Annotated in this window: 25 protein-coding genes; 22 read left to right on the top strand and 3 right to left on the bottom strand. The window is 60.2% G+C overall.

What is annotated here, in order from left to right; genetic code table 11:
- Positions 1 to 150 precede the first annotated feature (150 nt).
- The gene (locus tag HYPMC_RS13460) at positions 151 to 1,734 is read left to right on the top strand and encodes a Na+/H+ antiporter (protein WP_013948527.1); all 1,584 of its coding nucleotides are present in this window, start codon (positions 151 to 153) and stop codon (positions 1,732 to 1,734) included.
- 83 nt (positions 1,735 to 1,817) lie between these two features.
- Here HYPMC_RS13460 and HYPMC_RS13455 read toward each other — a convergent pair whose 3' ends face one another.
- A complete protein-coding gene (locus HYPMC_RS13455) occupies positions 1,818 to 2,966 on the bottom strand; it encodes a Spy/CpxP family protein refolding chaperone (RefSeq protein WP_024276170.1) in 1,149 nt (382 codons plus the stop codon).
- A gap of 39 nt (positions 2,967 to 3,005) precedes the next feature.
- Between HYPMC_RS13455 and HYPMC_RS23985 the strand changes: the two genes are divergently transcribed.
- The 3 genes from HYPMC_RS23985 to HYPMC_RS13440 all read left to right on the top strand — a co-directional run bounded on the left by HYPMC_RS23985 (position 3,006) and on the right by HYPMC_RS13440 (position 5,522).
- Entirely contained in the window at positions 3,006 to 3,473 is a 468-nt protein-coding gene (locus tag HYPMC_RS23985) for a hypothetical protein (protein ID WP_024276169.1), read from the top strand.
- A 358-nt stretch (positions 3,474 to 3,831) separates the two neighbouring features.
- Positions 3,832 to 4,494 carry a transglutaminase-like cysteine peptidase gene (locus HYPMC_RS13445; RefSeq protein WP_013948523.1) on the top strand — a complete coding sequence of 221 codons (663 nt, stop codon included), beginning with the start codon at positions 3,832 to 3,834 and terminating at the stop codon, positions 4,492 to 4,494.
- 137 nt (positions 4,495 to 4,631) lie between these two features.
- Complete coding sequence (locus HYPMC_RS13440) at positions 4,632 to 5,522, top strand: bestrophin family protein (protein WP_013948522.1); 891 nt, start codon at positions 4,632 to 4,634, stop codon at positions 5,520 to 5,522.
- Between the two features lie 21 nt (positions 5,523 to 5,543).
- Here HYPMC_RS13440 and HYPMC_RS13435 read toward each other — a convergent pair whose 3' ends face one another.
- Both HYPMC_RS13435 and HYPMC_RS13430 read right to left on the bottom strand, forming a co-directional pair.
- The gene (locus HYPMC_RS13435; protein ID WP_041300939.1) at positions 5,544 to 6,677 is read right to left on the bottom strand and encodes a DUF2778 domain-containing protein; all 1,134 of its coding nucleotides are present in this window, start codon (positions 6,675 to 6,677) and stop codon (positions 5,544 to 5,546) included.
- Between the two features lie 292 nt (positions 6,678 to 6,969).
- Positions 6,970 to 7,302, bottom strand: a complete 333-nt coding sequence (locus HYPMC_RS13430; RefSeq protein ID WP_013948520.1) for a hypothetical protein — start codon at positions 7,300 to 7,302, stop codon at positions 6,970 to 6,972.
- 360 nt (positions 7,303 to 7,662) lie between these two features.
- On the opposite strand from HYPMC_RS13430, the gene HYPMC_RS13425 reads away from it, so the two are divergent.
- From HYPMC_RS13425 to nuoN, 18 genes are all read left to right on the top strand, one after another.
- A complete protein-coding gene (locus tag HYPMC_RS13425) occupies positions 7,663 to 8,028 on the top strand; it encodes an NADH-quinone oxidoreductase subunit A (RefSeq protein ID WP_013948518.1) in 366 nt (121 codons plus the stop codon).
- Positions 8,019 to 8,612, top strand: coding sequence for an NADH-quinone oxidoreductase subunit B family protein (locus HYPMC_RS13420; protein WP_013948517.1), 594 nt, complete (start codon positions 8,019 to 8,021; stop codon positions 8,610 to 8,612). Before HYPMC_RS13425 ends, HYPMC_RS13420 begins: the two co-directional genes overlap by 10 nt.
- Positions 8,613 to 8,675: 63 nt before the next feature.
- Positions 8,676 to 9,281: an NADH-quinone oxidoreductase subunit C gene (locus HYPMC_RS13415; RefSeq protein ID WP_024276165.1), complete on the top strand. Its 606-nt coding sequence runs from the start codon at positions 8,676 to 8,678 to the stop codon at positions 9,279 to 9,281.
- Between the two features lie 173 nt (positions 9,282 to 9,454).
- A complete protein-coding gene (locus tag HYPMC_RS13410; protein ID WP_013948515.1) occupies positions 9,455 to 9,784 on the top strand; it encodes a hypothetical protein in 330 nt (109 codons plus the stop codon).
- Positions 9,785 to 9,794: 10 nt separating this feature from the next.
- On the top strand, positions 9,795 to 10,244 hold the full coding sequence (locus tag HYPMC_RS13405; RefSeq protein ID WP_013948514.1) for a thioesterase family protein: 450 nt from the start codon (positions 9,795 to 9,797) through the stop codon (positions 10,242 to 10,244).
- Positions 10,245 to 10,246: 2 nt separating this feature from the next.
- A complete protein-coding gene (locus HYPMC_RS13400) occupies positions 10,247 to 11,437 on the top strand; it encodes an NADH-quinone oxidoreductase subunit D (RefSeq protein ID WP_013948513.1) in 1,191 nt (396 codons plus the stop codon).
- 6 nt (positions 11,438 to 11,443) lie between these two features.
- Entirely contained in the window at positions 11,444 to 11,875 is a 432-nt protein-coding gene (locus HYPMC_RS13395; RefSeq protein ID WP_013948512.1) for an SRPBCC domain-containing protein, read from the top strand.
- A gap of 89 nt (positions 11,876 to 11,964) precedes the next feature.
- Positions 11,965 to 12,432: a hypothetical protein gene (locus tag HYPMC_RS13390; RefSeq protein WP_013948511.1), complete on the top strand. Its 468-nt coding sequence runs from the start codon at positions 11,965 to 11,967 to the stop codon at positions 12,430 to 12,432.
- A gap of 230 nt (positions 12,433 to 12,662) precedes the next feature.
- Positions 12,663 to 13,904, top strand: coding sequence for an NADH-quinone oxidoreductase subunit NuoE (gene nuoE / locus HYPMC_RS13385; RefSeq protein ID WP_013948510.1), 1,242 nt, complete (start codon positions 12,663 to 12,665; stop codon positions 13,902 to 13,904).
- Between the two features lie 5 nt (positions 13,905 to 13,909).
- A complete protein-coding gene (nuoF, locus tag HYPMC_RS13380) occupies positions 13,910 to 15,196 on the top strand; it encodes an NADH-quinone oxidoreductase subunit NuoF (protein WP_013948509.1) in 1,287 nt (428 codons plus the stop codon).
- A 17-nt stretch (positions 15,197 to 15,213) separates the two neighbouring features.
- Positions 15,214 to 17,310, top strand: coding sequence for an NADH-quinone oxidoreductase subunit NuoG (gene nuoG / locus HYPMC_RS13375; protein WP_013948508.1), 2,097 nt, complete (start codon positions 15,214 to 15,216; stop codon positions 17,308 to 17,310).
- Positions 17,311 to 17,316: 6 nt separating this feature from the next.
- Positions 17,317 to 18,402, top strand: a complete 1,086-nt coding sequence (gene nuoH, locus HYPMC_RS13370) for an NADH-quinone oxidoreductase subunit NuoH (RefSeq protein ID WP_013948507.1) — start codon at positions 17,317 to 17,319, stop codon at positions 18,400 to 18,402.
- A complete protein-coding gene (nuoI, locus tag HYPMC_RS13365) occupies positions 18,399 to 18,887 on the top strand; it encodes an NADH-quinone oxidoreductase subunit NuoI (protein ID WP_013948506.1) in 489 nt (162 codons plus the stop codon). The genes nuoH and nuoI overlap by 4 nt, the downstream gene beginning before the upstream one ends.
- A 10-nt stretch (positions 18,888 to 18,897) precedes the next feature.
- Positions 18,898 to 19,548, top strand: coding sequence for an NADH-quinone oxidoreductase subunit J (locus tag HYPMC_RS13360; RefSeq protein WP_013948505.1), 651 nt, complete (start codon positions 18,898 to 18,900; stop codon positions 19,546 to 19,548).
- Entirely contained in the window at positions 19,545 to 19,853 is a 309-nt protein-coding gene (nuoK, locus tag HYPMC_RS13355) for an NADH-quinone oxidoreductase subunit NuoK (RefSeq protein ID WP_013948504.1), read from the top strand. The genes HYPMC_RS13360 and nuoK overlap by 4 nt, the downstream gene beginning before the upstream one ends.
- A gap of 6 nt (positions 19,854 to 19,859) precedes the next feature.
- Positions 19,860 to 21,818, top strand: a complete 1,959-nt coding sequence (nuoL, locus tag HYPMC_RS13350; RefSeq protein ID WP_013948503.1) for an NADH-quinone oxidoreductase subunit L — start codon at positions 19,860 to 19,862, stop codon at positions 21,816 to 21,818.
- Complete coding sequence (locus tag HYPMC_RS13345) at positions 21,815 to 23,314, top strand: NADH-quinone oxidoreductase subunit M (protein WP_013948502.1); 1,500 nt, start codon at positions 21,815 to 21,817, stop codon at positions 23,312 to 23,314. Before nuoL ends, HYPMC_RS13345 begins: the two co-directional genes overlap by 4 nt.
- On the top strand, positions 23,311 to 24,774 hold the full coding sequence (nuoN, locus tag HYPMC_RS13340; RefSeq protein ID WP_013948501.1) for an NADH-quinone oxidoreductase subunit NuoN: 1,464 nt from the start codon (positions 23,311 to 23,313) through the stop codon (positions 24,772 to 24,774). The genes HYPMC_RS13345 and nuoN overlap by 4 nt, the downstream gene beginning before the upstream one ends.
- The last annotated feature ends 2 nt before the right edge of the window (positions 24,775 to 24,776 follow it).

Here is a 24,776-nt window from a genome sequence, read left to right as displayed (position 1 = left end):
GTATCGGTAGGCACCCGCCCTGGCGCGGGCCCAACCCATGTGTCTCAGCTGTCGAAACTACACAAATGCGTGCCCATCAGCTACAGGGGTCACCTCACCTCACCTCACCTCACCTGGCAGGCGCACGCACGATTGGAGAACTTGAGCCGCATGCATCCCGTCCAAGTCTTCGAACTCATCTTCACGATGCTGCTCGCCATTCTCGCGCTCCATTGGGTCGCGCTTCGTCTGAAACTGCCTCCCGCTGTGGCGCTTTTGATCGGCGGCGGTGCAATGGCGTTCATTCCGGGGCTGCCGGTCTTCGAACTCGATCCCGAACTCGTGCTCGTGCTGTTCCTTCCGCCGCTGCTGATGGACGGTGCCTTTTTCACTGCGCACGCCGAATTCCGCAGGCATATCGCCGGCGTCCTGTCTCTCGCCATCGGCGCGGTGATCTTCACGACGCTCATCGTTGGCGTTGTCACGCACTGGCTGATGCCGAACTTGCCGTGGGCCGCCTGTTTCGCACTTGGGGCCATCGTGTCGCCGCCCGATGCCGTCTCGGCGCGGGCTGTTTTGCAAACCGTGAAGCTGCCACGCAGGCTCTCGACGCTGCTCGAAGGTGAAAGCCTTCTGAATGACGCGACCGGCCTCGTGCTTTTCCGCTTCGCCGTCGCGGCCGTGTTGACCGGCACGTTCTCTGCGGGAGCGGCGGCCGGACAGTTCTTCGTGCTGGCGCTGGGCGGCGTCGCGGTCGGCGCGGTCATGGGCGGCCTTTGGATGTTCCTGCTGCGGCGGCTCGGCCACGACTATCTGACGATCGCCGCATCGATCCTGCTGTGCTGGGCAGCCTACATTTCTGCCGAAGCCGTGCATGTATCCGGCGTCATCGCAACGGTCACCGCGGGGCTTCTGTTCGGCTGGTTTCAGCACACGGTATTTTCAGCCAGCATCCGCATGCGCGCCGGTGCATTCTGGCAGGTAATGGTCTTCATCTTCGAAGCCTTCATTTTCATTCTGATCGGACTTTCGCTCCGCGGCGTTCTCGATCGCGTCGGCGGTATTGATGTCGTCTTGGCGCAAATGGCGGTGCCGGTCCTGATCATTGTGCTCGCGATGACAGTTGCGAGGTTCGTGTGGATCTTCGGTAGCGACGCCGTGCTGTCGTTGCTCCGGAGCTTGGGGGGCAAGCGTGCTCAGCCGCTCGGCGCGCCAGCCGCGACCGTGCTCGGATGGGCTGGAATGCGTGGCGTCGTCACGCTCGCAGTTGCGTTGACGTTGCCTGACGCCGTACCCGGCCGCGACTTCATGCTGGTGACCGCGTTTGCGGTCATTCTGGTCACGGTGCTTTTACAGGGGACGACGCTCGGCGCTCTCATCCGCATGCTGGGGCTCAAAGAAGATGAGGTCCCTCACGCACGACTATCGGCATCTCAAGCGGAAGAGGCGATGATCGTGGCGCAGAAGAACGTCGTCGAAAAGCTGGCCTACGATGGCGACGGCAATCTCGTTCATCCGCAACTACTCGAAAGGTATACGCGTCGCGCCGCGGTAGCCGCGATTTACACGGGCAATGAGAGTGCGCACACAGATCGGATTAACGCGCACTTCGACGTGATCTTGGCGGCCGTCGCTGCCGGACGTCGCGAGCTGATGCGGCTGCATCGCGCCGGCGACATCGACGACGAAGCATTACATGCGCTCGAACGCGATCTCGACATTCAGGAAATCGGCGCCCTAGAAAACCGCGTTTAGCGCAGCCGATGGGCGCATAAACGATTTGTGCCGCCGCCCAATTACGATGGACGACGGCACCCAATCAGCAAGCTGCCTTTTCTTTACTTCGAGGCGGGTGATTGCGAGCCCGTCTCGCCGCTGCTCGATCCCATGCTGCTCGCGGGCGGCGATCGCGGCGATGACTGTGCCGTCGCTACGCCGATGGAATTGAAGCGGGCTTTCTGCTCGTCGGAGAGGGACGCATAGAAGCCATCGACAGCGGGTTGAAGCTCATTCGTCGCCTGCAACAGCGCATCGACCCGTTTCTCAACCGCGTCGAGGCGCCCGCCGACAGTCGTCGGCATCGTCGAGAGACAGCCGCCCTTGGAGATATCCGCAGCTTTCGTCGATGCTGTCTTCAGAGCATCAAGCTTGGCGCGCTGGGTGTCATCCAAGTTGATCGCCCGTTCGATCTGCTCTGCCGGCAAGTCGGCGAACGCCGGTCCGCGGTCGTTGCATAGCTTCGCCACGTCGAGGCCCGCGGCCTTGTTGGCCGACTTGCCTTTCGGTTGCGACGCCAGAAGAACCTTATCGAAGCGCCGCTGCTGGTCATCGCTCAGAGTGCTGTAGAGCTTATCCAGCGACGGGCGGACTTCGCCGATTGCGGTTTTCATGGCGGTGAGCCGCTGCGTGACGGCCTCGAGCTTGGCCGGAGGCGTGAGCGGCGCCTCAGCCGGACAGGCCTGCTTCATGATATCCGCGCCTTTCGTCAGCGCTGTATTGAAGTCGGTCAGCGCGGCGCGCTGATCCTCCGTTGTCGGCGCGATGGCTTTCTGGATACGTGCAACCGGCAACTGAGCCACGCCGGGAGCCAGGCTACCGCAAGCGTCCTGCCGCTGCGGCTCCGGAATGGACGCCGTCGCGACACTCGTAGAACCACGGCGCGGCGTGTTTGTGCCGTAGATGTCGCCGTAGCCGTAGCCGTAGCCTCCGCCGCCGTAATTGTAATATCCCGGTTCGCCACCAGGCCAGAATACGCTCGACAGGATCCAGTCTGAGCCATAATCCCAGAACGGATCGTAATAGTCATACGGCCACAGCGCGAAAGCGAATGCGTCCCCGTAGGCGTACGGCCAGAATACCGGGCCATACCATCCGTAGCCCCAGCCGCGATGCCAGCGCCCGTAGCGGCCATACGCATAGCGATTATGCCAGAAGCCATTGCGGGCGAAGTGGTGGCCGTAGCCGTGACGACCGAAGGCATGTGTCATACGGCCGGTTGCTGCAAGCGCGCGGCCGTGGCTCGCAAAATGCCTGTTGCCACGAAAATGCCTGTTCGCGAAGCCGCGGTTTCCGACGCCACGATGTCCACGCGCGAAATGCGATCCGCGGAATTGATTGCCCCGCGCATAGCCGTGACCTCTGCCGCCAAAATGCCGGCCTCCGAAGTGTCTGCCGCCGAAGTGTCTGCCACCGAAGTGGCCGCCACCAAAATGGCGGCTCCCGAAGTGTCGACCGCCAAAGCCTCGGAAATGCCGTCCTCCAAAATGTCCGCCGCCGAAATGGCGGCCGCCAAAGTGGCCGCCTCCGAAATGGCCACCGCCGAAATGTCCACCTCCGAAGTGGCCTCCATGACCACCGAAGTGTCCGCCACGCGCTTCAACTTGACTGGAAAACATCAGAGAACCTGTCGCCAACACCGATGCGCTCGCGACGACGGCAATTATACGCACTATGCGAAACATGAGATTGGCTCCATTTCCCTGACGCGGGAATGATTGAAACAAATTCAACTATAATCGACGATCATTGAACACGATCCCTCATAATCTGTTCCCCGAGCGAAACGACATATCGGCCATTCCGTAATCGTACGGAGGCCGTGCTGCGACGCATCACGAACGTCAGCCAATCCGGAAGGTCTTCGTCAGTCAGTCGAAGGGCGATGCGTCTCGCATTCGAATGCGGACTTTGCGACAGCGTAAGCAAAACGAAAACGGTGGGTCGCCGACATCACATGTTTCCTAGGCCAACTGGCTAGGCCGAGATTCTGGCGCAAGATCGATAATCTTAGCCCTCCATTAATGTGCAATATTGATCTTCATTCGAGCGTGTAACGGGCTCGGTGTTATCGCAATGCGTTTTGTCAAAATCGTTTTCGCCGGATGGATTGCGTCCCTGGCTGCGACGGCCGCATGGGCAGGCGAGGTGCAGCCGCATCTGCAGCATGTGATCCAAAATCTCTTTCTGGAAGAATACGGAGCCGTCGCTCCTCCTGCCGCTTTCGTCCGGTTTTGCACCGAGTCTCCGAGCGAATGCGTGCTCCGCAAAGCGGGAAATGGCTTCGCGGAATCGGCTAAGCGCCTTGAGCAGCTGGACGAGGTCAATCGCCGGATCAACCGCGCGATCACGCCGATGACCGATATCGAGCACTACGGGATCGAGGATTATTGGACCATCCCGAAAGACGGAAAGGGTGACTGCGAGGATTACGCTCTTCTCAAGCGCCACATCTTAATTTCTCTGGGATGGCCGACAAGCTCTCTGTTGATGACGGTCGTGCGTATCGAGAACGGAGAAGGGCACGCGGTTCTGACTGCGAGAACGAAATTCGGCGACCTTATTCTCGACAATCGCACGGACGACCTGAAGCCTTGGTACCAGACGGGGTACAGCTACAAAATGATTCAGTCGTCGAATGATCCTCAGGTCTGGCGCGATCTCGATCCCGACGACGACGTGTTGCCGACGCCGATTGCGGTGCCGCAACTCCTGTATGATCTCACGCATCTGCGATAGGCGGCAGACCTTCAGTCGCCGCTCAGTGCCTGGTGCATACGTTTCCCGGGATACGACGTCCAAGCCAATTGCGAGCTTCCACTTCGGCGCATAGAAGATAATCAAGCAGCACCCCTACCTGAGCGCAGGTCCCGCCCTTGATCGTCCGCCCAAAAGCCTCCTTTTTCGACATCCTCTTTGCCGTCCGCGGATCCATCGCGGGCCGTGTCGCATGGCGCTGCCTTTTCATTACGGTGCTCTCTTGCGTCGTCGTCTTTACTGGCGATTTTCATCTGGAGCCGATGTCTCATCTGGGCACGGCACCGTTCGGCCTGATCGGCATTGCCATTTCAATCTTCATGAGCTTCCGGAACAGCGCCGCTTACGACCGCTGGTGGGAAGGGCGCAAGCAATGGGGAGAGCTTCTCGTTCAAGTCCGGTCTTTGATGCGCGAGCTATCCGACCTTGATACGGAAGCCAAACGCCGCATCTTCATGCCCTTGATCGCGTTCGCCAATGCGCTCTCGGCGCGCCTTCGCGATGAGGATGAACTGGCCGCAGCCCGCCCATGGGACGCGACGATATCCGCCGGCCCCAACGTGACTGATGCCATTCTCAGGCAGGTCGGTGTGGAGCTGATTGAACTGAATAAATCCGGAGCGCTATCGGATTGGCGTTATTCGTCTGCTGCCATCCGCATGAATGGCCTCTCGAACGTTCAGGCTGCCTGTGAACGCATCAGGGCGACGCCGCTGCCATTCGCCTATACGCTTCTCATTCACCGCACGGTTTATCTGTTTTGCGTGTTGCTGCCGTTTGCGCTCGCGCCGCAACTCGGCTGGGGAACGCCCGTCATCGTGGCCTTCATCAGCTACACATTCTTCGGGCTCGACGCGATCGGCGACGACCTCGCCGAGCCATTCGCCCCCGCCGACAACAGCCTTCCGGTCAAAGCGCTCGTGCGCGTCGTGGAACGCGAAATGCTCAGCTCTCTTGGCGTGTCGCCTCTTCCCGACGAGCTTCAGCCCGTTGGCTACGTATTGTCGTGACGGGCTGAAGTGCTCGCGTCGCTATTTGAACAGCGACGTGAGCGAGAACGACGAGGCGACGACGATCGGCGGATTTTCCGCGACTTGAGGATACGGCTCGTCGATATAGGCGTTGACGCCCGTCGCACGGCCAGCCTTAACCAATGACGCGACGTAAGCCCAGCCCTTCGGTTCCAGCCCGAGGCAGGCCTCCGACATCTCACCCTTGAGGCGCTCGTGAATGGCGATGTTCCCGCGCGCGAGAATGGCGGCCGTCTGGCGCGGCGTGAACCTCTCCTTGTCCCAAAGCTTCCGGAGATAGATGCCGACGACGTTCCGCTTGGTCTTCGGCCCCCATGTCACGCGCTTGCTTGGATCGTTTGAGCCGAAGGTGTATTCGCCTGGCGGCAGCGGGCCGACGGCGCGCGTCGCAAGACAATCAGGATCGGGATTGTTCCGGCACATCTCTCGGCCGGAAATCGCCCACGCGATCGTTTGTCCGTTCGAACGTGGATCGCTGGAGATTACAAAAAGCCGCCCGGTCCGGATCGTATAGCCGAGCCGGAAAGTTCCGGCGGTCGGCGGAACCTCGTGGATCACATCCTCGAACGGGTTGCAGATTTCGCCGCCCGTCAGCTTGCGCGGATAACCGTTGAGCTGAATGGTGACGAAATCGACGCCAGGCGCGCAGTCCCACTGCGGAAGCGTTCTCTTGTTTGCGATGGAAATGGGTGGGCCGGTCGGGACCTTCGCGGGCACTTTCGGCAGGACGGGAGGCGGCGACGGTGCTTCGGGCTCATCCGTCGGCGCTAGGCTTGCGATCGGCCCTGGTTCCTTCGGCAGACGGCGGATGGCTTCGCACTTTGCGGACAACTTCGGCGGATGAATTTGCTTCACGGCGAGCTTTCGCGCCATGGCAGCGCTCGCGCCGGCCTTGATGTAGGCCACGATCAGAGCCTGCTGAACCTCGATCTGCTCCTGTGAGAGTTCGAAGATGCAATCGTCATAGATCTGATCCCCGACCTCACTGAAGAAGTCCGCGATCTGTCCGGCTGCAGCCGCTGCTGCCGCCGAGGGATGCGTCGCGACGGGCGGGGATTGCTGCGCTTGGCTATGACCGGCCGCGAGGAACGGCAGGCACGCGGCAAGCACCACGGCAGCCGCTTTGAACGCCACGCGTGCCCCGGTCAGCCCCGCGCGTGCGCCCCGCCGATGAGCAATATGGTTAGTCCAAATCATATGCCATCCCTAACCAAGAGTCGGGGCAACAGCGAGGCTATCAGTAAAATTGCGCTCATTCGCCCGCGTTCGCAGCGGTCGCGCTCCCCAAAAAGCTCAAAATTGGTCCCGCGCAAATCCGCCGAACGATCCAATCGCGAGGCGCCTGACGCAGAAAGCGATCTGCGCGCCGATTGCCGATCAGCGCGCAGGATGAACTCGAACGGAATATTTGAAAGAGAGCAGGGGGTTATCGCCAGCCGCGATGACCACCCCAGTGTCCACCGCGCCAACCACCGCGATGGCCCCAATAGCCGCCGCGATAATACGGCCGGCCGCCCCAATAGCCATAACGATAGGGATAATAGCCGGCCCAGTAGGGATAGGGTCGGTAATAGCGGGGCCCGTCGTAGTAGGTCACAGCGGGGCCATCATAATAATATTCCCGTACCGGAGGGCCTTCGACCACCGGACCGCGTTCGACATAACCGCCATTATATCCGTCAAGGTCGGCTGCCTGCGCCGAAAGCGGCGTGACGCCAACAATGGCTACTGTCGAGAGCGCATAAATCAAGGTTTTCATGAGGATCTCTCCCTGGAGAACTTGCAGGAGAAAACACCTCTGGCTCTGAATGGTTGCTGAACATTGCTCGTCATCTTGCCTGATCTCGAAGCGTAAAGAACAATGCTCGCCGAATAGCTATCAGCAGAAAGTAATATTGCATTAATAATTGTGATCGGGTCTGCAATAACCCCGGACTGCAACGCCCTCCAATCGGCGTTCGAACGAAAAAAGGTCCGGGCAATGCGGGGCGATGCAACTGTTTTGTCCTGCGTTTCTAGCTCAGGGCATGGTCAGAAGCAGGGTGTTGCGCCGCAGGACGGCGTGAGTTAACACCGGACAGAAGGCGCTCGGACACTTCGTGCAAGCGGATGCACTGCAATGATGGATCTGACTACGCAATATTTGCCGATAGCTATCTTTATCGGCGTGGCTCTGCTGATTGGCGGCGCCCTGATGATCGCGCCCTTTCTCGTCGCCGTCCGCAACCCTGATCCCGAGAAGGTCTCGGCCTACGAATGCGGTTTCGATGCCTTCGACGACGCCCGCATGAAATTCGACGTGCGCTTCTACCTCGTGTCGATCCTCTTCATCATTTTCGATCTTGAGATCGCATTCCTCTTTCCCTGGGCAGTCGCCTTCAAGGAAATCGGCGTCTTCGGCTTCTGGTCCATGATGGTGTTCCTCGGCGTGTTGACCATCGGCTTCATCTACGAATGGAAGAAGGGCGCGCTGGAATGGGAATGATCATGAAGGACGACGGCGCGCCTGGCTTGCTCTTCGATCGCACCTTTGACCGCGTCCGCGAAGGCGCGGCTGTGACCGGCGCTCCGGCTGCCGATCCGTTTTTTACCGACGTCTCGAACGAGTTGGCCGATAAGGGTTTTGTCGTCACGACCGTCGACGATCTCATCAATTGGGCGCGAACCGGCTCGTTGATGTGGATGACGTTCGGCCTTGCCTGCTGCGCCGTCGAGATGATGCAGGTCTCGATGCCGCGCTATGACGTCGAGCGCTTCGGCTTTGCGCCCCGTGCTTCGCCCCGGCAGTCCGACGTGATGATCGTCGCCGGTACGTTGACCAACAAAATGGCGCCCGCGCTGCGGAAGGTCTATGACCAGATGCCCGAGCCGCGGTACGTCATTTCGATGGGGAGCTGCGCCAACGGCGGCGGCTACTATCATTATTCCTATGCCGTCGTCCGCGGCTGCGATCGCATCGTTCCGGTCGATGTTTACGTGCCGGGTTGCCCGCCGACCGCGGAAGCACTGCTCTACGGAATTCTTTTGCTGCAACGGAAGATACGCCGCACTGGCACGATCGAACGTTAGGCAAAAGCAAAAAATCACCATGGCCGGCTCATGCTGTCGGCCGCGCTGGGAGATCGCCGGCCGATGACCGAATTGTCCGTATTGCAGGATGCCGCAAATTCGATTGCGGGCGCTGCTTTGCAGCGGTCGGCCATCGCTTACGACGAATTGACGATCACCGTTGCTCGTGAAGATATTGTCGGCGTGCTGACCAAGCTCCGCGACGATCCCAAGTGCCTGTTTGAAGTTCTGATCGACATCTGCGGTGTCGATTATCCTGAACGGGCCGAACGCTTCGATATCGTCTATCATCTGCTGTCGCCACGCCTGAACCAGCGCATCAGGGTCAAGATCGCAACCGACGAGGTAACTCCCGTCGCGAGCGTCAACGACGTGTTTCCTGCTGCCAACTGGTACGAGCGCGAGGCCTACGATCTTTACGGGATCCGCTTCATCGGTCATCCCGATCTGCGCCGCATCCTGACGGACTACGGTTTCCAGGGCCACCCGCTGCGGAAAGACTTCCCGCTCACTGGCTATGTCGAAGTTCGCTATGATGACGAGAAGAAACGCGTCGTCTACGAGCCGGTGAAGCTCACCCAGGAGTTCCGCGATTTCGATTTCGAGAGCCCGTGGGAAGGTCCCAGTCACGTTCTGCCGGGCGACGAGAAAGCCGGTCCGAAATCTTAAAGCCCGCAATCTGGCGTTCCGCTTTAAATGTTCGTTCGTTTAGTCTTGCCATCCAGTTGTTCAGCTGCGTTGCCCGAGGCGCCGAAGCAGGGGCATGCTCTCGAATTCAGAGGTCGGCGCGAGGTGCGCCTTTTCGCGGTCGCCGATAACAACGAGGTTGTCGGAGGTGCGAAATGGCGGTGATGCACAGGACCCGGATCGCAATGCAACTGGAAGTCAGCGTCGCAATCGCGGCGGCCTTCATGACCATGGCCTTTATCATCGACTGGCCGCGCGCTGTGGCAGGCTTGGTTCTTGGTGCCGTATGCCGCTTTTTGCCCTACGGCACCATTGTCGTGCCCTTAGGCGTGGTATTTGTTTCTGCGCTTTTTGAGCTGCTCTATCCCTGGTTTGGACGCACGACAGGTCCCCACTTTTGGGGGTTCTTCGTCGGCTTGTTCGCAGTCGCAGGGACGGCTTCGAGCCTCTACATCACGATACGCAATTTGAAAGACCGGGTGTGAGCGGCGCGCAATGAAAGATACGCTTCATCCCGGTGCCAAGACGCAATTCACGTATCGTGTTCCCGCGACGAAGACCGTGCCGCATCTCTACCCCGAGGCGCATGAGTTCCAGCTCATGCCGACGGTGTTCGCGACAGGCTACATGGTCGGCCTGATGGAATGGACGTGCCTGCACATCATTGCACCCCACCTCGATAAAGGAGAGGGTTCGCTTGGCGTCCACATCAATGTTTCGCACCTCGCCGCCACAGTCCCCGGACAAACGGTGACGGTCGACGCCGAATGCACGAAAGTTGCTGGCCGCCGCCTATATTTTCATGTCAAAGCCCACGACGGCATTGACCTAATTGGCGAGGGCGAGCATCAGCGTATGGTCGTCAACTGGGAAAAGTTCGAGCAGCGGGTGAACGAAAAGGCGAAGATCGCCAGGCTTGCACCCATCACGCGCGGGACCGTTTGAACATGGCCGAGACTGAGATCCGCAATTTCAACATCAACTTCGGGCCGCAGCACCCGGCAGCGCATGGCGTGCTGCGCTTGGTGCTCGAACTCGATGGCGAGGTGGTCGAGCGGGTCGATCCGCACATCGGGCTTCTCCATCGCGGCACCGAAAAGCTGATCGAGCACAAGACGTATATGCAGGCGATAGGCTACTTCGATCGCCTCGATTACGTCGCGCCGATGAACCAGGAACATTCGTTCTGCCTCGCAGCAGAAAAGCTTCTAGGGTTGGAAGTTCCGCGCCGCGCACAGCTCATCCGCGTGCTTTATTCCGAGATCGGGCGCCTCTTGTCCCATCTCTTGAACGTCACCACCCAAGCGATGGACGTCGGCGCGTTGACCCCGCCGCTCTGGGGCTTCGAAGAGCGCGAAAAGCTGATGGTGTTCTATGAGCGGGCATCAGGCTCGCGCATGCACGCCAAGTACTTCCGCATCGGTGGCGTCCATCAGGATTTGCCCGATCAGTTGATCGACGATATCTACGCTTTCTGCGATCCGTTTCTGAAGGTTCTGGACGACATCGATGGTCTGCTGACCGAGAACCGGATTTTCAAGCAGCGCAATGTCGATATCGGCGTCGTCCCGCTCGATGAAGCGTTTGCGTGGGGATTTTCTGGCGTCATGGTCCGCGGCTCCGGCGCCGCCTGGGACCTGCGCAAGGCGCAGCCCTACGAATGCTATGCTGAACTCGATTTCGATATCCCGATCGGCAAGAACGGCGATTGCTACGATCGCTACCTCATCCGCATGCAGGAAATGCGTGAGTCGACCAAGCTGATGAAGCAGTGCTGCGAGCTTTTGAAGTCGGCCAGCGGCCAAGGCCCGCACGTCGCACAGAACAAGAAGGTCGTGCCGCCCAAGCGCGCAGAGATGAAGCGTTCGATGGAAGCGCTCATTCATCACTTCAAGCTCTACACCGAAGGCATCCACGTGCCGCCCGGTGAAGTCTACGCGGCCGTCGAAGCGCCGAAGGGCGAATTCGGCGTCTACCTTGTCGCCGATGGTTCGAACAAACCCTACCGCTGCAAGATCCGCGCGCCCGGCTTCCCGCATCTGGCGGCGATGGATCACATCAATCGCGGCCACATGCTCGCCGACGTCTCGGCGATCCTCGGCTCTCTCGATATCGTCTTCGGCGAAATCGACCGCTGATTCGCCATGGCACGCATGATCGAAACGGCCGTGCTGATCCAGGCTGTGCCGTCGCGCGTCTGGTCCGTCCTGATGGCCTTCGACGCCTACCCGAGCTGGAACCCTTTTATTCGCAGCATCGCGGGCGAAAAGCGTGTCGGCGGCAAGCTCGAGGTGGTTATCGCGCTGCCGGGCGGAAAACCGCAGACGTTTCGGCCGGTCGTTACCGAATTCGTTCCCGAACGACGCTTCTGCTGGCGGGGATCGCTTCCCATTCCGGGGCTCTTCACGGGTGAGCACCGGTTCGTGCTTAGCGCGGAGGGAGCAAACACGCGCTTCACGCAATCGGAGGCGTTTTCCGGGCTATTGGTGCCGTTTGTTGGCGGAATCCTTGTCGCGACCGAGCGTGGGTTCGGCGCCATGAACGCAGAGCTAAAGGCCCAAGTCGAAAATCGATAATTGCAAGGCCGCAAAGGTACGGCTGGCATCTGACACAAAGCCCTGCCAAATTGGTGACGGCTTTTAAAGCAGGAAAGAAGGAGCCGCGTATGCTTCCCGGTGCAGCACCCATGGTCGACAACCTCTTCTTGCTTGCCGTCGCGTCGCTTGGATGGGGCTTGAGCCTCGCGACCTATCGGCTTTTTGCCCGTTCGCGTGGCTGGCCGATGGGCGCGCTGCAAGCCGATCTTCCGTTCATCCCTGTTCTGATCGGTCTCGTCGGGCTCTTCTCGGCACTGCTGTTCGCGACCGCGCGCGGCGCTGACGACGGCGGGTGGGTGATCATCGTGCTGGGGCTTCTCTTCGCGGCCATATGGACGGGCTTCCTGCGCGTGGGATCGCAAGTCGCGCTCTTCCTGGCGCCAGTCGCGACGTTCCTGTTGTTACTCGGCTGGCTTGCCGTGCCGCTCGGATTCTCCGAACGCAGATGGGCGACCGAGAAGCCGGCGGAGACATTGCAACGGCGCGGACTTCTGCCGTCGGAATCGGCAACGCCGCCTCCATCTGCGACACCGTAATCTTGCGCGCGTATCGTCGCACCTGAACACTGATGACGATCATCACTTGTCACATGTGACAGATAGACAAATGCTTGCTTTGAGTCCGCGATCCTCGTACTGGACCGCGTAACGAAGTGAGAGTTAATGTCGCTGAGTGACTAGACGTGAAGCATAACGGGCAAATCGTCCCGCGACGTACGCTCATTATGCTCCAGCGACATTAGGATTGACGTTCGAGGGAGCCGTGAATGGCCGTTCGCCGACTGAATCCTGAGCAACCTGCCCAGTTCGCTTTCACGGCTGAGAATCTTGCATGGGCGCGCGAGACAATCGCGAAGTATCCCGAAGGCAAGCAGGCTTCCGCGATCATTCCGCTGATGTGGCGGGCGCAGGAACAGGCGGGCGGTTGGCTCCCTGAACCTGCAATCAGGCTCGTTTGCGATATGCTGGGCATGGCCCACATACGCGGTATGGAAATCGCGACCTTCTACACGATGTTCCAGCTGTCGCCCGTTGGCAGCAAGGCGCACATCCAGGTCTGCGGCACCACGCCCTGCATGCTGCGAGGCTCCGGTGATCTCGTCTCCGTTTGTAAGAAGCGTATCAACGAGCACGCCCACGAAACGAACGCCGACGGAACGCTGTCGTGGGAAGAGGTCGAATGCATCGGCGTGTGCGCCAACGCCCCTGTCGTCCAGGTCCACAAGGATACCTACGAGGATCTGACGGCTGAGCAGCTGGACAAGCTCCTGGATGCCTTCCTCGCCGATCATAAGCCGAAGCCCGGCTCTCAGACCGGACGTACCGCATCCTGCCCCTCGTCGGGACCGACCTCGCTGACCGACGCGACGCTCTACGACGGCTCGACCATCGGCGCCTGGAAGAAGCGTTTCGAGGAAACCTCAGACGGCGCCGAAGACCAGCCGAAAGAAACGACGCCGCCATCAGCTCTGGCGTCACCGGCACACAAGGAACAGGTTGCGACCGGAACGTCTCCGGCATCGCCCGCCAACACGCCATCGGGCACCGCGCAGCTGCATCCCGCGGCCCTGACCGCAATGGCGAACGCCGGTCTCGTCAAGGAGCTTGAAGCGCGCGGCGGCGGCAAGGCATTGAGCGCCGGCGAGCTCGATAAGATTAAGTCCGACATGATCCGCGACCGGGCGATCGCGGCTGCTGCTGCGCAGGCCGCTACGGCAACCACTGGCGTCCAGCCCGAGCTTCTCAAGGAGCCGCGCGAAGGTAGCGCGCCCGACGATTTGTCCTTGATCTGGGGCGTCGCCGATATAATGGCGGATAAGCTGCACGCCATGGGAATTTGGCACTTCGACCAGATTGCCAAGTGGACGCCCGAGAACGTCGCTTGGTTCGAAAGTCAACTTGACGGGTTCAAGGGCCGCGTTACCCGTGACAAGTGGATTGAGCAGGCTCAGAAGCTTGCTTCCGGGTGGCGTCCCGAAAGCAAAGCCGGCGAAAAGCCGAAGGGGTAGCGCGCATGCTGCATGATCGCGACCGGATTTTCCGCAACATCTACGGCTTCCACGATGTGAGCCTTAAAGGCGCGCAGAGCCGTGGCGTGTGGGATGGCACCAAGTTCTTCATCGACAAAGGCCATGACTACATCATCGACGAGGTGAAGAAGTCGGGTCTGCGCGGACGCGGCGGCGCAGGCTTCCCGACCGGCCTCAAGTGGTCGTTCATGCCGAAGGCGGATGCGCGCCCGAGCTATCTCGTCATCAACGCCGACGAGTCGGAGCCCGGCTCTTGCAAAGACCGCGAGATCCTCCGCCATGACGCGCATCTGCTTGTCGAAGGTGCTCTTCTCGCATCCTTCGCGATGCGCGCGCATGCTTGCTACGTCTACGTGCGCGGCGAATACATCCGCGAGCGCGAGGCGCTCCAGCGCGCCATCGATGAAGCCTATGCGGCGAAGTTCATCGGCAAGAACAACATTCACGGCTGGGATTTCGATCTCTACGTCCATCACGGCGCCGGCGCTTATATCTGCGGCGAAGAAACGGCGATGCTGGAAAGCCTCGAAGGCAAGAAGGGCCAGCCGCGCCTGAAGCCGCCGTTCCCGGCGAACGTCGGCCTCTACGGCGCACCGACGACGATCAACAACGTCGAAAGCATCGCGGTGACCGGCGAAATCCTGCGCCGCGGATCGGCGTGGTTTGCGGCTCTCGGCAAGCCGAATAATACCGGGACCAAGCTCTTCCAGATCTCCGGCCACGTCGAACGCCCGTGCGTCGTCGAGGAGGAGATGGGCATTCCGTTGAAGGAACTCATCGACCGTCACTGCGGCGGCATTCGCGGCGGCTGGGATAATCTGCTGGCAGTTATTCCTGGCGGCTCGTCGGTACGCTGTATCACTGCCGAGCAAGCCGAAGCCGTGACAATGGACTTCGACGCGCTCGGCAAGCTCGGCTCCGGTCTCGGCACCGCCGCCGTGATCGTAATGGACAAGTCGACCGACATCATCGCCGCCATCCGGCGCATCGCCTACTTCTATAAGCATGAGAGCTGCGGCCAGTGCACGCCGTGCCGCGAAGGCACCGGCTGGATGTGGCGCGTCATGGAACGCATGGAGCGTGGCGAAGCAGAAAAGCGCGAAATCGATTTGCTGTTTGAAGTCTCCAAGCAGATCGAAGGGCATACGATTTGCGCACTGGGAGACGCGGCGGCATGGCCTATCCAGGGTCTCATCAACAATTTCCGCCCCGTGATCGAGCAGCGGATCGATGACTATAAAGCCAAACATGCCCGTGTGGCGGCGGAATAAGCGGCGGATAAAGCAAGATGCCAAAGCAACTGATTGTCGACGGCACACCGATCGAGGTCGAGGACGGCACGACCTTGATGCACGCCTGCGAAATGGCGGGTTCTGTCATTCCGCGCTTTTGCTATCACGAACGCTTGTCGATTGCCGGTAACTGCCGCATGTGTCTCGTCGAAGTGCAAGGCTCTCCCAAGCCCGTCGCTTCATGCGCGATGCTCGTCAACGATCTGCCGCCGAACAAGGACGGCTCGCCGAAAGTCGTCAACACTTCGTCCCCAATGGTCAAGAAAGCGCGGGAAGGGGTGATGGAATTTCTTCTCATCAACCATCCGCTTGATTGCCCCATCTGCGACCAGGGTGGCGAATGCGATCTGCAAGATCAGGCGATGGCCTTTGGCATGGGTGGCTCGCGCTACCACGAAAACAAGCGCGCAGTCGAAGAAAAGCATATCGGTCCGCTGATCAAGACGATGATGACGCGCTGCATCCACTGCACGCGCTGCGTCCGCTACATGACGGAAGTCGCGGGCGTCGAAGAGCTTGGCCTCATCGGCCGTGGCGAGGATGCCGAGATCACGACCTATCTCGAACACGGCATCATGTCGGAGATGAGCGCGAACGCCGTCGATCTCTGTCCTGTCGGCGCGCTGACCCACCGTCCGTGGGCGTTTGCCGCGCGGCCCTGGGAAATGGAAGCCGTCGAGACAATCGACGTCATGGATGCCGTCGGCTCCGCCATCGCGGCGGACGTGCGCGGTGCTGCGGTCATGCGCATCCTTCCGCGCAACAACGACGCCGTGAACGAGGAATGGATTTCCGACAAGACGCGGCACGTCTCGGACGGCCTGAAAACGCAGCGTCTCGATCAGCCGTACATCAAGAAGAACGGTCGCTTCATGCCGGCGAGCTGGGATGAAGCGCTGAGCTTGGTCGCAGAGAAATTGAAAGCCGCTCCTGCCGACAAGATCGGCGCCATTGCTGGCGATCTTTCCGGTGCCGAAGAAATGTTCGCACTCAAAGATCTTCTCGCCCGCTTCGGCGCAAAATCGCTCGATTGCCGCCAGTCGGGTGACAAGCTCGATCCCAAGCTCGGCCGCGCCAGCTATCTCTTCAATTCTTCGATCGAAGGCATCGAGCAGGCCGATGCCATTCTGCTGATCGGCGCCAATCCGCGCATCGAAGCGACGGTGCTCAATGCCCGCATTCGCAAGCGCTGGCGGTCCGCGCCGACAAAAATTGGCGTCGTTGGCCCGAAGGTCGATCTAGCCTACGGCTACGACTATCTTGGCGCCGGTCCGGATACCTTGGCGGATATCGCCAGCGGCAAGCATCCGTTCGCCGATGTTTTGAAAGCCGCCACCAAGCCGATGGTCATCGTTGGCGAAGGCGCATTCGCGCGGCCCGAGGGGCTTGCAGTGCTGTCGCTTGCAGCACGCATTCTCCTTGCCGCTTCGGCCGGAAAAGAAGCGAGCTGGAACGGCTTCAATGTCCTGCACACCGCCGCGGCGCGTGTCGCCGGCCTCGACTTGGGCTTCGTGCCCGCCAAGGGCGGCAAGGACACCGCAGGCATTCTCGGATCGGAGACCGAGTTTCTCTATCTTCTCGGCGCCGACGAGTGCGATCTTTCCAAGCTCAGCCCGAAAGCCTTTGTCGTCTATCAGGGCACACACGGGGACAAAGGCGCAGAGCGCGCTGACGTCATTCTGCCGGGCGCGGCGTACACGGAAAAGAACGCGACCTACGTCAACACCGAAGGCCGCGTGCAGCAGACGGCAAAAGCTGTCTTCCCGCCGGGCAACGCCAAGGAGGATTGGACAATCCTCCGCGCCCTGTCGCAGCGCGCCGGCGCCACGCTTCCCTATGACAACATCAAGGAGCTGCGCGCCGCCATGTATCGCGCGAGCCCGCAACTCGCGGCACTTGATATGGTCGAGACGCGCGCCGTCTCAGGTTTAGAGACGCTCGCCAAGCTGACCGGCCAAGCATCTTCCGAGCCGTTCGCTCCAGCGATAGCTGATTTCTATCTCACGAATCCGATCGCACGTGCCTCGGCCGTGATGGCAGGAATGAGCGCGCTTAAAGCTTCGAAGACGCAGCAACTCAAGGCAGCGGAGTAGGGACGGATGCTCGAATCGCTGCAGACCTTCATGACGGACTACGGCTGGAACATTCTGGCGCTGATCGGCTTCTCGCTTCTCATGCTCGTGGTCCTGCTGATCATCATCGCATTCCTGTTGCTCATGGATCGCAAGGTCTGGGCCGCCGTGCAGATGCGGCGCGGGCCGAACGTCGTCGGCCCCTTCGGCTTGTTGCAGTCGTTCGCCGACCTTTTGAAGTTCGTCCTGAAAGAACCGATTATTCCGGCCGGGTCCGACAAGGGCGTATTCCTGCTCGCGCCGCTGGCGACAGCCGTGTTCGCACTCGCGTCTTGGGCCGTCATCCCCGTGAACGAGGGCAGCTTTTTCGGACTTGCCTCCGGCAGGTGGGTGATTTCCGACATGAACGTCGGAATTCTCTACCTCACGGCCATCTCGTCGCTCGGTGTCTACGGCATCATCATGGGCGGCTGGGCGTCGAACTCGAAGTATCCCTTCATGGGCAGCTTGCGCTCGGCAGCGCAGATGGTCTCGTATGAAGTTTCGATCGGCTTCGTGATCGTCTGCGTGATCCTTTGTGTCGGCTCGCTCAACGTCACCGATATCGTCAATGCGCAGAAGGCCGGTATCGGCACGCGCCTTGGCCTGACCAATTCGTTCCTCGACTGGCACTGGTTGCCGCTGTTCCCGATGTTCGTGGTCTTCTTCATCTCGGCGCTGGCTGAAACGAACCGCCCGCCGTTCGACCTCGTCGAAGCGGAATCGGAACTCGTCGCGGGCTTCATGGTCGAATATTCCTCGACGCCCTATCTTCTCTATATGCTCGGCGAGTACGTCGCGATCACCACCATGTGCGCGCTGACGACGATCCTGTTCCTCGGTGGTTGGCTGCCACCGCTCGATATCTGGCCGCTTAATGCCGTGCCCGGTATCCTCTGGTTTCTGATCAAAGTCGTGCTGGTCTTCTTCATGTTCGCCATGGTGAAGGCAATGGTGCCGCGGTATCGCTATGACCAGTTGATGCGCCTCGGCTGGAAGGTGTTCCTGCCGCTGTCGCTTGTCATGGTCATCCTCACGGCCGCCGTGCTGCAATTCGGAGGCTTCCTCTCATGAACGTAGCGCAAGGCGTAAAGTCTCTTTTCCTGACCGAGTTCGTCTCGGCGTTCTTCCTGACGATGCGCTACTTCTTCTCGCCGAAGAAGACGCTGAACTACCCTTATGAGAAAGGCCCGCTGTCGCCCCGCTTTCGCGGCGAGCACGCGCTTCGACGCTATCCGAATGGCGAGGAGCGCTGCATTGCCTGCAAACTCTGCGAGGCGATCTGCCCGGCTCAGGCGATCACCATCGAAGCCGGTCCCCGGCGCAACGACGGCACGCGCCGCACGACGCGCTACGACATCGACATGACGAAGTGCATCTACTGCGGCCTGTGCCAGGAAGCCTGCCCTGTCGATGCCATCGTCGAAGGCCCGAACTTCGAGTTCGCGACGGAGACGCGCGAGGAGCTTTTCTACGACAAGGAAAGGCTGCTTTCGAATGGCGACCGCTGGGAACGCGAGATCGCCAAGAACATCGCGCTCGACGCGAAATATCGGTGAGGGAAGAGAAATGGCATCGGCTCTCTTCTTTTATATCTTCGCGGTTCTCGCCGTAGCATCGGGCGCGATGGTCATCCTGACAAAGAACCCGGTTCACGCCGTGTTGTTCCTGATCCTCGCCTTCTTCAATGCCGCCGGGCTCTTTGTTCTCCTGAATGCCGAGTTTCTGGCGATGCTGCTCGTCATCGTCTACGTCGGCGCAGTGTCGGTGCTGTTCCTCTTCGTTGTGATGATGCTCGACGTCGACTTTGCAGAACTGAAAGCCGGCTTCATCAAGAACGCCGGCGTCGGTGCGGTCGTCGGCGGCATCGTTCTCGCTGAAATTCTGGCGCTCGTCGGCTATCGCGGTTTGACGGCTGCATCGTCTCTAAACATCGCTTCGCCGGTCCCCGCCGCAAATTCCGGCATCACCAACACGCAAGCGCTCGGCGAGATCCTCTACACGAAGTACGTCTACTTCTTCGAGGGCGCGAGCTTGATCCTGTTCGTGGCAATGATCGGCGCCATCGTGCTGACGTTGAAGCATCGCGTTGCCGTGAAGCGCCAATCGATCGCCGCCCAGGTCGCGCGCGGACCCAAAACAGGGCTTGAAGTCATCAAGGTTCCGAGCGGCGGCTCCGTCATCCCGCCCGCTGCAAAGCATCCGGAGGCAGCCGAATGACGATCGGTCTTGGACATTACCTCGTCGTTGCCGCATGCCTGTTTACGCTCGGCATCTTCGGCATCTTCCTCAACCGCAAGAACGTCATCGTGATCTTGCTGTCGATTGAGTTGATGCTGCTGGCGGTCAACATCAACCTTGTGGCGTTTTCTCACTTCAACGGCGACCTCGTCGGCCAGGTCTTTGCGCTCTTCGTGCTGACGGTCGCCGCCGCTGAATCTGCCATCGGTCTTGCGATCATGGTCGTCTACTTCCGCAACCGCGGTTCGATCGCGGTCGAAGACATCAACATGATGAAGGGGTGAGGCGGGATGATCTACGCCGCCATCGTATTCCTGCCGCTCGCAGGCGCGCTCATTGCGGGCTTTTTCGGTCGCGCTATCGGCCCACGGCCGTGCGAGATCATCACAACCTCGTTCCTGATGATCGCCGCCGTGCTCTCGTGGATTGTCTTCTTCCAGATCGCGCTAGGCCATCAGACGGGCGAGATCACGCTGATGCGCTGGATCACATCCGGCGAACTCGACATCTCGTGGGCTTTGAAGATCGATACGCTGACGGCTGTCATGCTCGTCGTCGTGACGACCGTCTCGTCTCTCGTGCATCTCTATTCGATCGGCTATATGCACGAAGATGACGCGCGCCCTCGCTTCTTCGCGTATCTGTCGCTCTTCACCTTCGCGATGCTGATGCTGGTGACGAGCAACAACCTCGTGCAGATGTTCTTCGGCTGGGAAGGCGTCGGCCTCGCGTCTTATCTGCTCATTGGCTTCTGGTACACGAAACCGTCGGCGTGTGCTGCGGCCATCAAAGCCTTCGTCGTCAACCGTGTCGGCGACTTCGGGTTCTCGCTCGGCATCTTTGCCCTGTTCTTCGTCTTCCATACGGTCAACTTCGATACGCTCTTCAGCGCTGTGCCGACGGCGGTCGGCAAGACGTTCAACTTTGCGGGCCACGACGTCGACATCCTGACGACGATTTCGCTGCTGCTGTTCATGGGCGCGATGGGCAAGTCAGCGCAGTTCCTGCTGCACACATGGCTGCCGGATGCCATGGAAGGCCCAACGCCGGTGTCTGCTCTCATCCACGCCGCGACGATGGTGACCGCGGGCGTCTTCATGGTCGCGCGCCTGTCGCCGGTCTTCGAGCACGCGCCCGACGCCCTGGCATTCGTTACGCTTATCGGTTCGATCACGGCGTTCTTCGCGGCGACCGTCGGCCTCGTACAGAACGACATCAAGCGCGTCATCGCCTATTCGACGTGTTCGCAGCTCGGCTACATGTTCGTGGCGTGCGGCATTGGCGCGTATGGCGCCGGCATCTTCCATCTCTTCACGCACGCCTTCTTCAAGGCGTTGTTGTTCCTCGGGGCAGGCTCCGTCATCCACGCCATGCACCACGAGCAGGACATGCGCGTGATGGGTGGTCTTCGCAAGAAGATCCCGTGGACATTTGCCGCCATGCTGATCGGCACCTTTGCGTTGACGGGCGTCGGCATTCCGCATCTCACCGGCTTTGCAGGCTTCTATTCCAAAGACGCTATCATCGAAGCGTCCTACGCTGCGGCGACACCGAACAACTACGCCTTCTGGGCGCTCGTCATCGCGGCGGTGTTCACGTCATTCTATTCTTGGCGGCTCGTCTTCATGACTTTCTACGGCGACACCCGCGCCGATCACCATACCTATGACCACGCCCACGAAAGCCCACCCGTGATGATGATCCCGCTCGCTGTGCTGTCGATCGGCGCGGCATTCGCCGGCATCGTCTTCACATCGTATTTCATCGGTCATGATCAGAAAGAGTTCTGGGGCGCTGCGATCTTTACCGGCGAGCACAACCACATCCTGCACGAGATGCACGACGTGCCGGAATGGGTCAGCTACTCGTCGTTTATCGCGATGATCTTCGGCTTCGTCGTTGCCTGGGTTTATTACATCGGCGCCCCATGGTTGCCGGCGGCGTCGGCGCGCATGTTCAAGCCGCTCTACCTGTTCCTGTTGAACAAGTGGTACTTCGACGAGCTCTACAACTTCATCTTCGTGAAGCCGGCCTTCGCGCTCGGCCGCTTGCTCTGGAAAGGCGGCGACGGAACGATCATTGACGGCGCGATCGACGGTACGGCGGAAGGCGTCGTCCGCGTCACCGACCGGGTCGTCAAACTGCAGACCGGCTACATGTATCACTACGCCTTCGCGATGCTGATCGGTGTCGCCGCCATCCTGACATGGCTGACGTACAACGGGCTCTTCGGCGGGGTGCTCAAATGAGCAACATTCTCTCGGTCACGATTTTCCTACCGCTCATCGGCGCGGTGCTGATCGCGACGCAAAACGCTGAAGCGAAGGGAAATGCGCGCTGGATCGCGCTTTGGACGACGCTCGTCACCTTCGCCGTGTCGCTGCTCATTTGGATCAACTTCGACAGCTCGTCGGCCGGCTTTCAATTCGTTGAGGAATACAACTGGCTCGGCCCGCTGAAATACAAGATGGGCGTCGACGGCATCTCGATGCTGTTCGTGATCCTGACGACCTTCCTGATGCCGCTCTGCATCCTGGCGAGCTGGCAATCGGTTCAGGTCCGCGTCAAAGAATACATGATCGCGTTTCTCATCCTTGAAACGATGATGCTCGGAGTGTTCTGCGCGCTCGATCTCGTCCTCTTCTATCTGTTCTTCGAGGGCGGCCTCATCCCGATGTTCGTCATCATCGGCGTCTGGGGCGGTAAGCGCCGCGTGTACGCGAGCTTCAAGTTCTTTCTGTATACGCTGCTCGGCTCGGTGCTGATGCTGCTCGCCATGATGGCGATGTACTGGCACGCCGGCACGACCGACATCCCGACGCTGCTGCAGACGAAGTTCCCGCCTGAAATGCAGTGGTGGCTGTGGATCGCGTTTTTTGCGTCGTTCGCCGTCAAGATGCCGATGTGGCCTGTCCACACGTGGCTTCCCGATGCTCACGTCGAAGCGCCAACAGCAGGCTCCGTCATTCTCGCGGGCATTCTTTTGAAGATGGGCGGCTACGGCTTCCTGCGCTTCTCGCTGCCGATGTTCCCGAACGCGTCTGCCGATCTCGCGCCCTTCGTCTTCACGCTCTCGATCGTGGCGATCGTCTACACCTCGCTCGTCGCGCTCGTTCAGGAAGATATGAAAAAGCTGATCGCCTATTCGTCGGTCGCGCACATGGGCTACGTGACGATGGGCATCTTCTCGGCGACGCAGCAGGGCGTTGACGGCGCCATCTTCCAGATGCTCTCGCATGGCATCGTCTCGTCGGCTCTCTTCCTGTGCGTCGGCGTCATCTACGACCGCATGCACACCCGCGAGATCGCAGCCTATGGTGGCCTCGTTGAGCGCATGCCGAAATACGCCTTCGCCTTCATGGTTTTCACGATGGCGAATATCGGCCTGCCCGGCACCAGCGGCTTCATTGGTGAATTCCTGACGCTGCTCGCCGCCTTCCGCGCCAACACTTGGGTGGCGATCATCGGCGCGACAGGCATGATCTTGTCGGCGGCCTATGCGCTTTATCTCTATCGCCGCGTGATCTTCGGAGCGCTGGAGAAGGCCAATCTCAAGAGCATCCTCGATTTGTCGCCGCGTGAGGTTGCGATCCTGGCGCCGCTCATCCTGCTCACCATTTTCTATGGCGTGTATCCGTCGCCGGTCCTGGACGTGACGGCGACGTCGGTGAAGAACCTAGTCGAGAATTATCAGTCGGCCCAGGCAACGGCGGCTGCATCGCTGACGACGCGAGGATACCAATGATCGATAGTACGGTCCTGCAAGTCGTCCTGCCCGAGCTCATCCTCGCGCTTGGCGCCATCGCGCTGCTGATGGTCGGCGTTTTCATGAAGAACGGCGAAGCGGCTGGCCGCGTCGTCTCGTGGCTGGCCATCGGCCTGCTGGTCGTCGTCGCCATCGCTGTCTTCGAGCAAGGCGGCTCCGCAACGGTATTCAACGGAGCGTTCGTTTCCGACAGCTTCACGCGCTTCCTGAAGATCGTCATTCTCGTCGGCGCGGCGCTGACGCTGCTGATGACCTTCGACAACTTCACGCGCGCGAAGCTGCTGTTGTTTGAATATCCGGTGCTGGTGCTGCTGGCGACGCTCGGCATGCTGATGATGGTTTCGGCGAATGACCTCATCGCGCTCTATCTTGGACTCGAATTGCAATCGCTGGCGCTTTACGTCGTGGCCGCCTTCAACCGCGACGATGTCCGGTCGAGCGAGGCGGGTCTGAAGTATTTCGTGCTCGGCGCGCTGTCGTCAGGCATGCTGCTCTATGGCGCTTCGATCCTGTACGGCGTCACTGGCTCGACGAGCTACGCGTCGATTGCATCCGCTGCTGGCTTGCCGGAAATGGCGACGAACGTCGGCCTGACGTTCGGCCTCGTTTTTGTGCTTGTCGGCATCGCTTTCAAAATCGCTGCCGTGCCCTTCCATATGTGGACACCCGACGTCTATCAGGGCTCCCCGACGCCGGTGACCGCCTTCTTCGCCGGCGCGCCGAAAATCGCTGCAATGGCACTCCTGCTGCGCTTCACGCAAGCCGCAATGCCCGCAGCCGCGCCGCAATGGCAGCAGATCGTCATCTTCCTGTCGATAGCGTCTATGGCGCTTGGCGCGTTCGCAGCCATCGGTCAGACCAACATCAAGCGGCTCCTCGCCTATTCGTCGATCGGCCATGTCGGCTTCTCGCTGGTGGGCCTCGCCGCCAACAGCCCCGAGGGAACGAGCGGCGTACTGATCTATCTCGCGATCTACGTCGCCATGACGCTCGGCGCCTTCGCCTGCGTCCTGTCGATGCGCCGTGGCGACCGCTACGTCGAAAGCATTTCAGATCTGGCCGGTCTCGCGCGCTCTGATCTGACGTTCGCGACGATCTTGGCGATTTTGATGTTCTCGTTCGCAGGCATTCCGCCGCTCGCGGGCTTCTGGGCGAAGTGGTACGTGTTCCTTCCGGCCATCAAGGCAGGGCTCTATCCGCTCTCGGTCATCGGCATGGTTTCGAGCGTTATCAGCGCCTACTATTACCTGCGCATCGTGAAGGTCATGTTCTTCGACGAACCGGCCGAGGCCTTCTCACCGCGCGAAGGTCGAACCTCCGCTGTCATGGCGCTGTCGGCTGTTTTCGCGGCGGCGTTCGTGCTGCCGTTCGTCGGTGGTTCCATCGTTGACGCTGCCACGGCCGCCGCCTCAGTCCTGGTGTCGGCGCATCCGCTTTAACG

The organism is Hyphomicrobium sp. MC1 (assembly GCF_000253295.1).
Lineage (GTDB): Bacteria > Pseudomonadota > Alphaproteobacteria > Rhizobiales > Hyphomicrobiaceae > Hyphomicrobium_B.
Note: the sequence above shows the minus strand (reverse complement) of the source record. Positions and strands in the feature narration are given on the sequence as shown.

Excerpts from the sequence above, each read along its gene's own strand:
- HYPMC_RS13460 (WP_013948527.1), top strand. The coding sequence starts at position 151 with ATGCATCCCGTCCAAGTCTTCGAACTCATCTTCACGATGCTGCTCGCC.
- HYPMC_RS13455 (WP_024276170.1), bottom strand. The coding sequence starts at position 2,966 with ATGACACATGCCTTCGGTCGTCACGGCTACGGCCACCACTTCGCCCGC.
- HYPMC_RS23985 (WP_024276169.1), top strand. The coding sequence starts at position 3,006 with ATGCCTGTTGCCACGAAAATGCCTGTTCGCGAAGCCGCGGTTTCCGAC.
- HYPMC_RS13445 (WP_013948523.1), top strand. The coding sequence starts at position 3,832 with ATGCGTTTTGTCAAAATCGTTTTCGCCGGATGGATTGCGTCCCTGGCT.
- HYPMC_RS13430 (WP_013948520.1), bottom strand. The coding sequence starts at position 7,302 with ATGAAAACCTTGATTTATGCGCTCTCGACAGTAGCCATTGTTGGCGTC.
- HYPMC_RS13425 (WP_013948518.1), top strand. The coding sequence starts at position 7,663 with ATGATGGATCTGACTACGCAATATTTGCCGATAGCTATCTTTATCGGC.
- HYPMC_RS13420 (WP_013948517.1), top strand. The coding sequence starts at position 8,019 with ATGGGAATGATCATGAAGGACGACGGCGCGCCTGGCTTGCTCTTCGAT.
- HYPMC_RS13415 (WP_024276165.1), top strand. The coding sequence starts at position 8,676 with ATGACCGAATTGTCCGTATTGCAGGATGCCGCAAATTCGATTGCGGGC.
- HYPMC_RS13410 (WP_013948515.1), top strand. The coding sequence starts at position 9,455 with ATGGCGGTGATGCACAGGACCCGGATCGCAATGCAACTGGAAGTCAGC.
- HYPMC_RS13405 (WP_013948514.1), top strand. The coding sequence starts at position 9,795 with ATGAAAGATACGCTTCATCCCGGTGCCAAGACGCAATTCACGTATCGT.
- HYPMC_RS13400 (WP_013948513.1), top strand. The coding sequence starts at position 10,247 with ATGGCCGAGACTGAGATCCGCAATTTCAACATCAACTTCGGGCCGCAG.
- HYPMC_RS13395 (WP_013948512.1), top strand. The coding sequence starts at position 11,444 with ATGGCACGCATGATCGAAACGGCCGTGCTGATCCAGGCTGTGCCGTCG.
- HYPMC_RS13390 (WP_013948511.1), top strand. The coding sequence starts at position 11,965 with ATGCTTCCCGGTGCAGCACCCATGGTCGACAACCTCTTCTTGCTTGCC.
- nuoE (WP_013948510.1), top strand. The coding sequence starts at position 12,663 with ATGGCCGTTCGCCGACTGAATCCTGAGCAACCTGCCCAGTTCGCTTTC.
- nuoF (WP_013948509.1), top strand. The coding sequence starts at position 13,910 with ATGCTGCATGATCGCGACCGGATTTTCCGCAACATCTACGGCTTCCAC.
- nuoG (WP_013948508.1), top strand. The coding sequence starts at position 15,214 with ATGCCAAAGCAACTGATTGTCGACGGCACACCGATCGAGGTCGAGGAC.
- nuoH (WP_013948507.1), top strand. The coding sequence starts at position 17,317 with ATGCTCGAATCGCTGCAGACCTTCATGACGGACTACGGCTGGAACATT.
- nuoI (WP_013948506.1), top strand. The coding sequence starts at position 18,399 with ATGAACGTAGCGCAAGGCGTAAAGTCTCTTTTCCTGACCGAGTTCGTC.
- HYPMC_RS13360 (WP_013948505.1), top strand. The coding sequence starts at position 18,898 with ATGGCATCGGCTCTCTTCTTTTATATCTTCGCGGTTCTCGCCGTAGCA.
- nuoK (WP_013948504.1), top strand. The coding sequence starts at position 19,545 with ATGACGATCGGTCTTGGACATTACCTCGTCGTTGCCGCATGCCTGTTT.
- nuoL (WP_013948503.1), top strand. The coding sequence starts at position 19,860 with ATGATCTACGCCGCCATCGTATTCCTGCCGCTCGCAGGCGCGCTCATT.
- HYPMC_RS13345 (WP_013948502.1), top strand. The coding sequence starts at position 21,815 with ATGAGCAACATTCTCTCGGTCACGATTTTCCTACCGCTCATCGGCGCG.
- nuoN (WP_013948501.1), top strand. The coding sequence starts at position 23,311 with ATGATCGATAGTACGGTCCTGCAAGTCGTCCTGCCCGAGCTCATCCTC.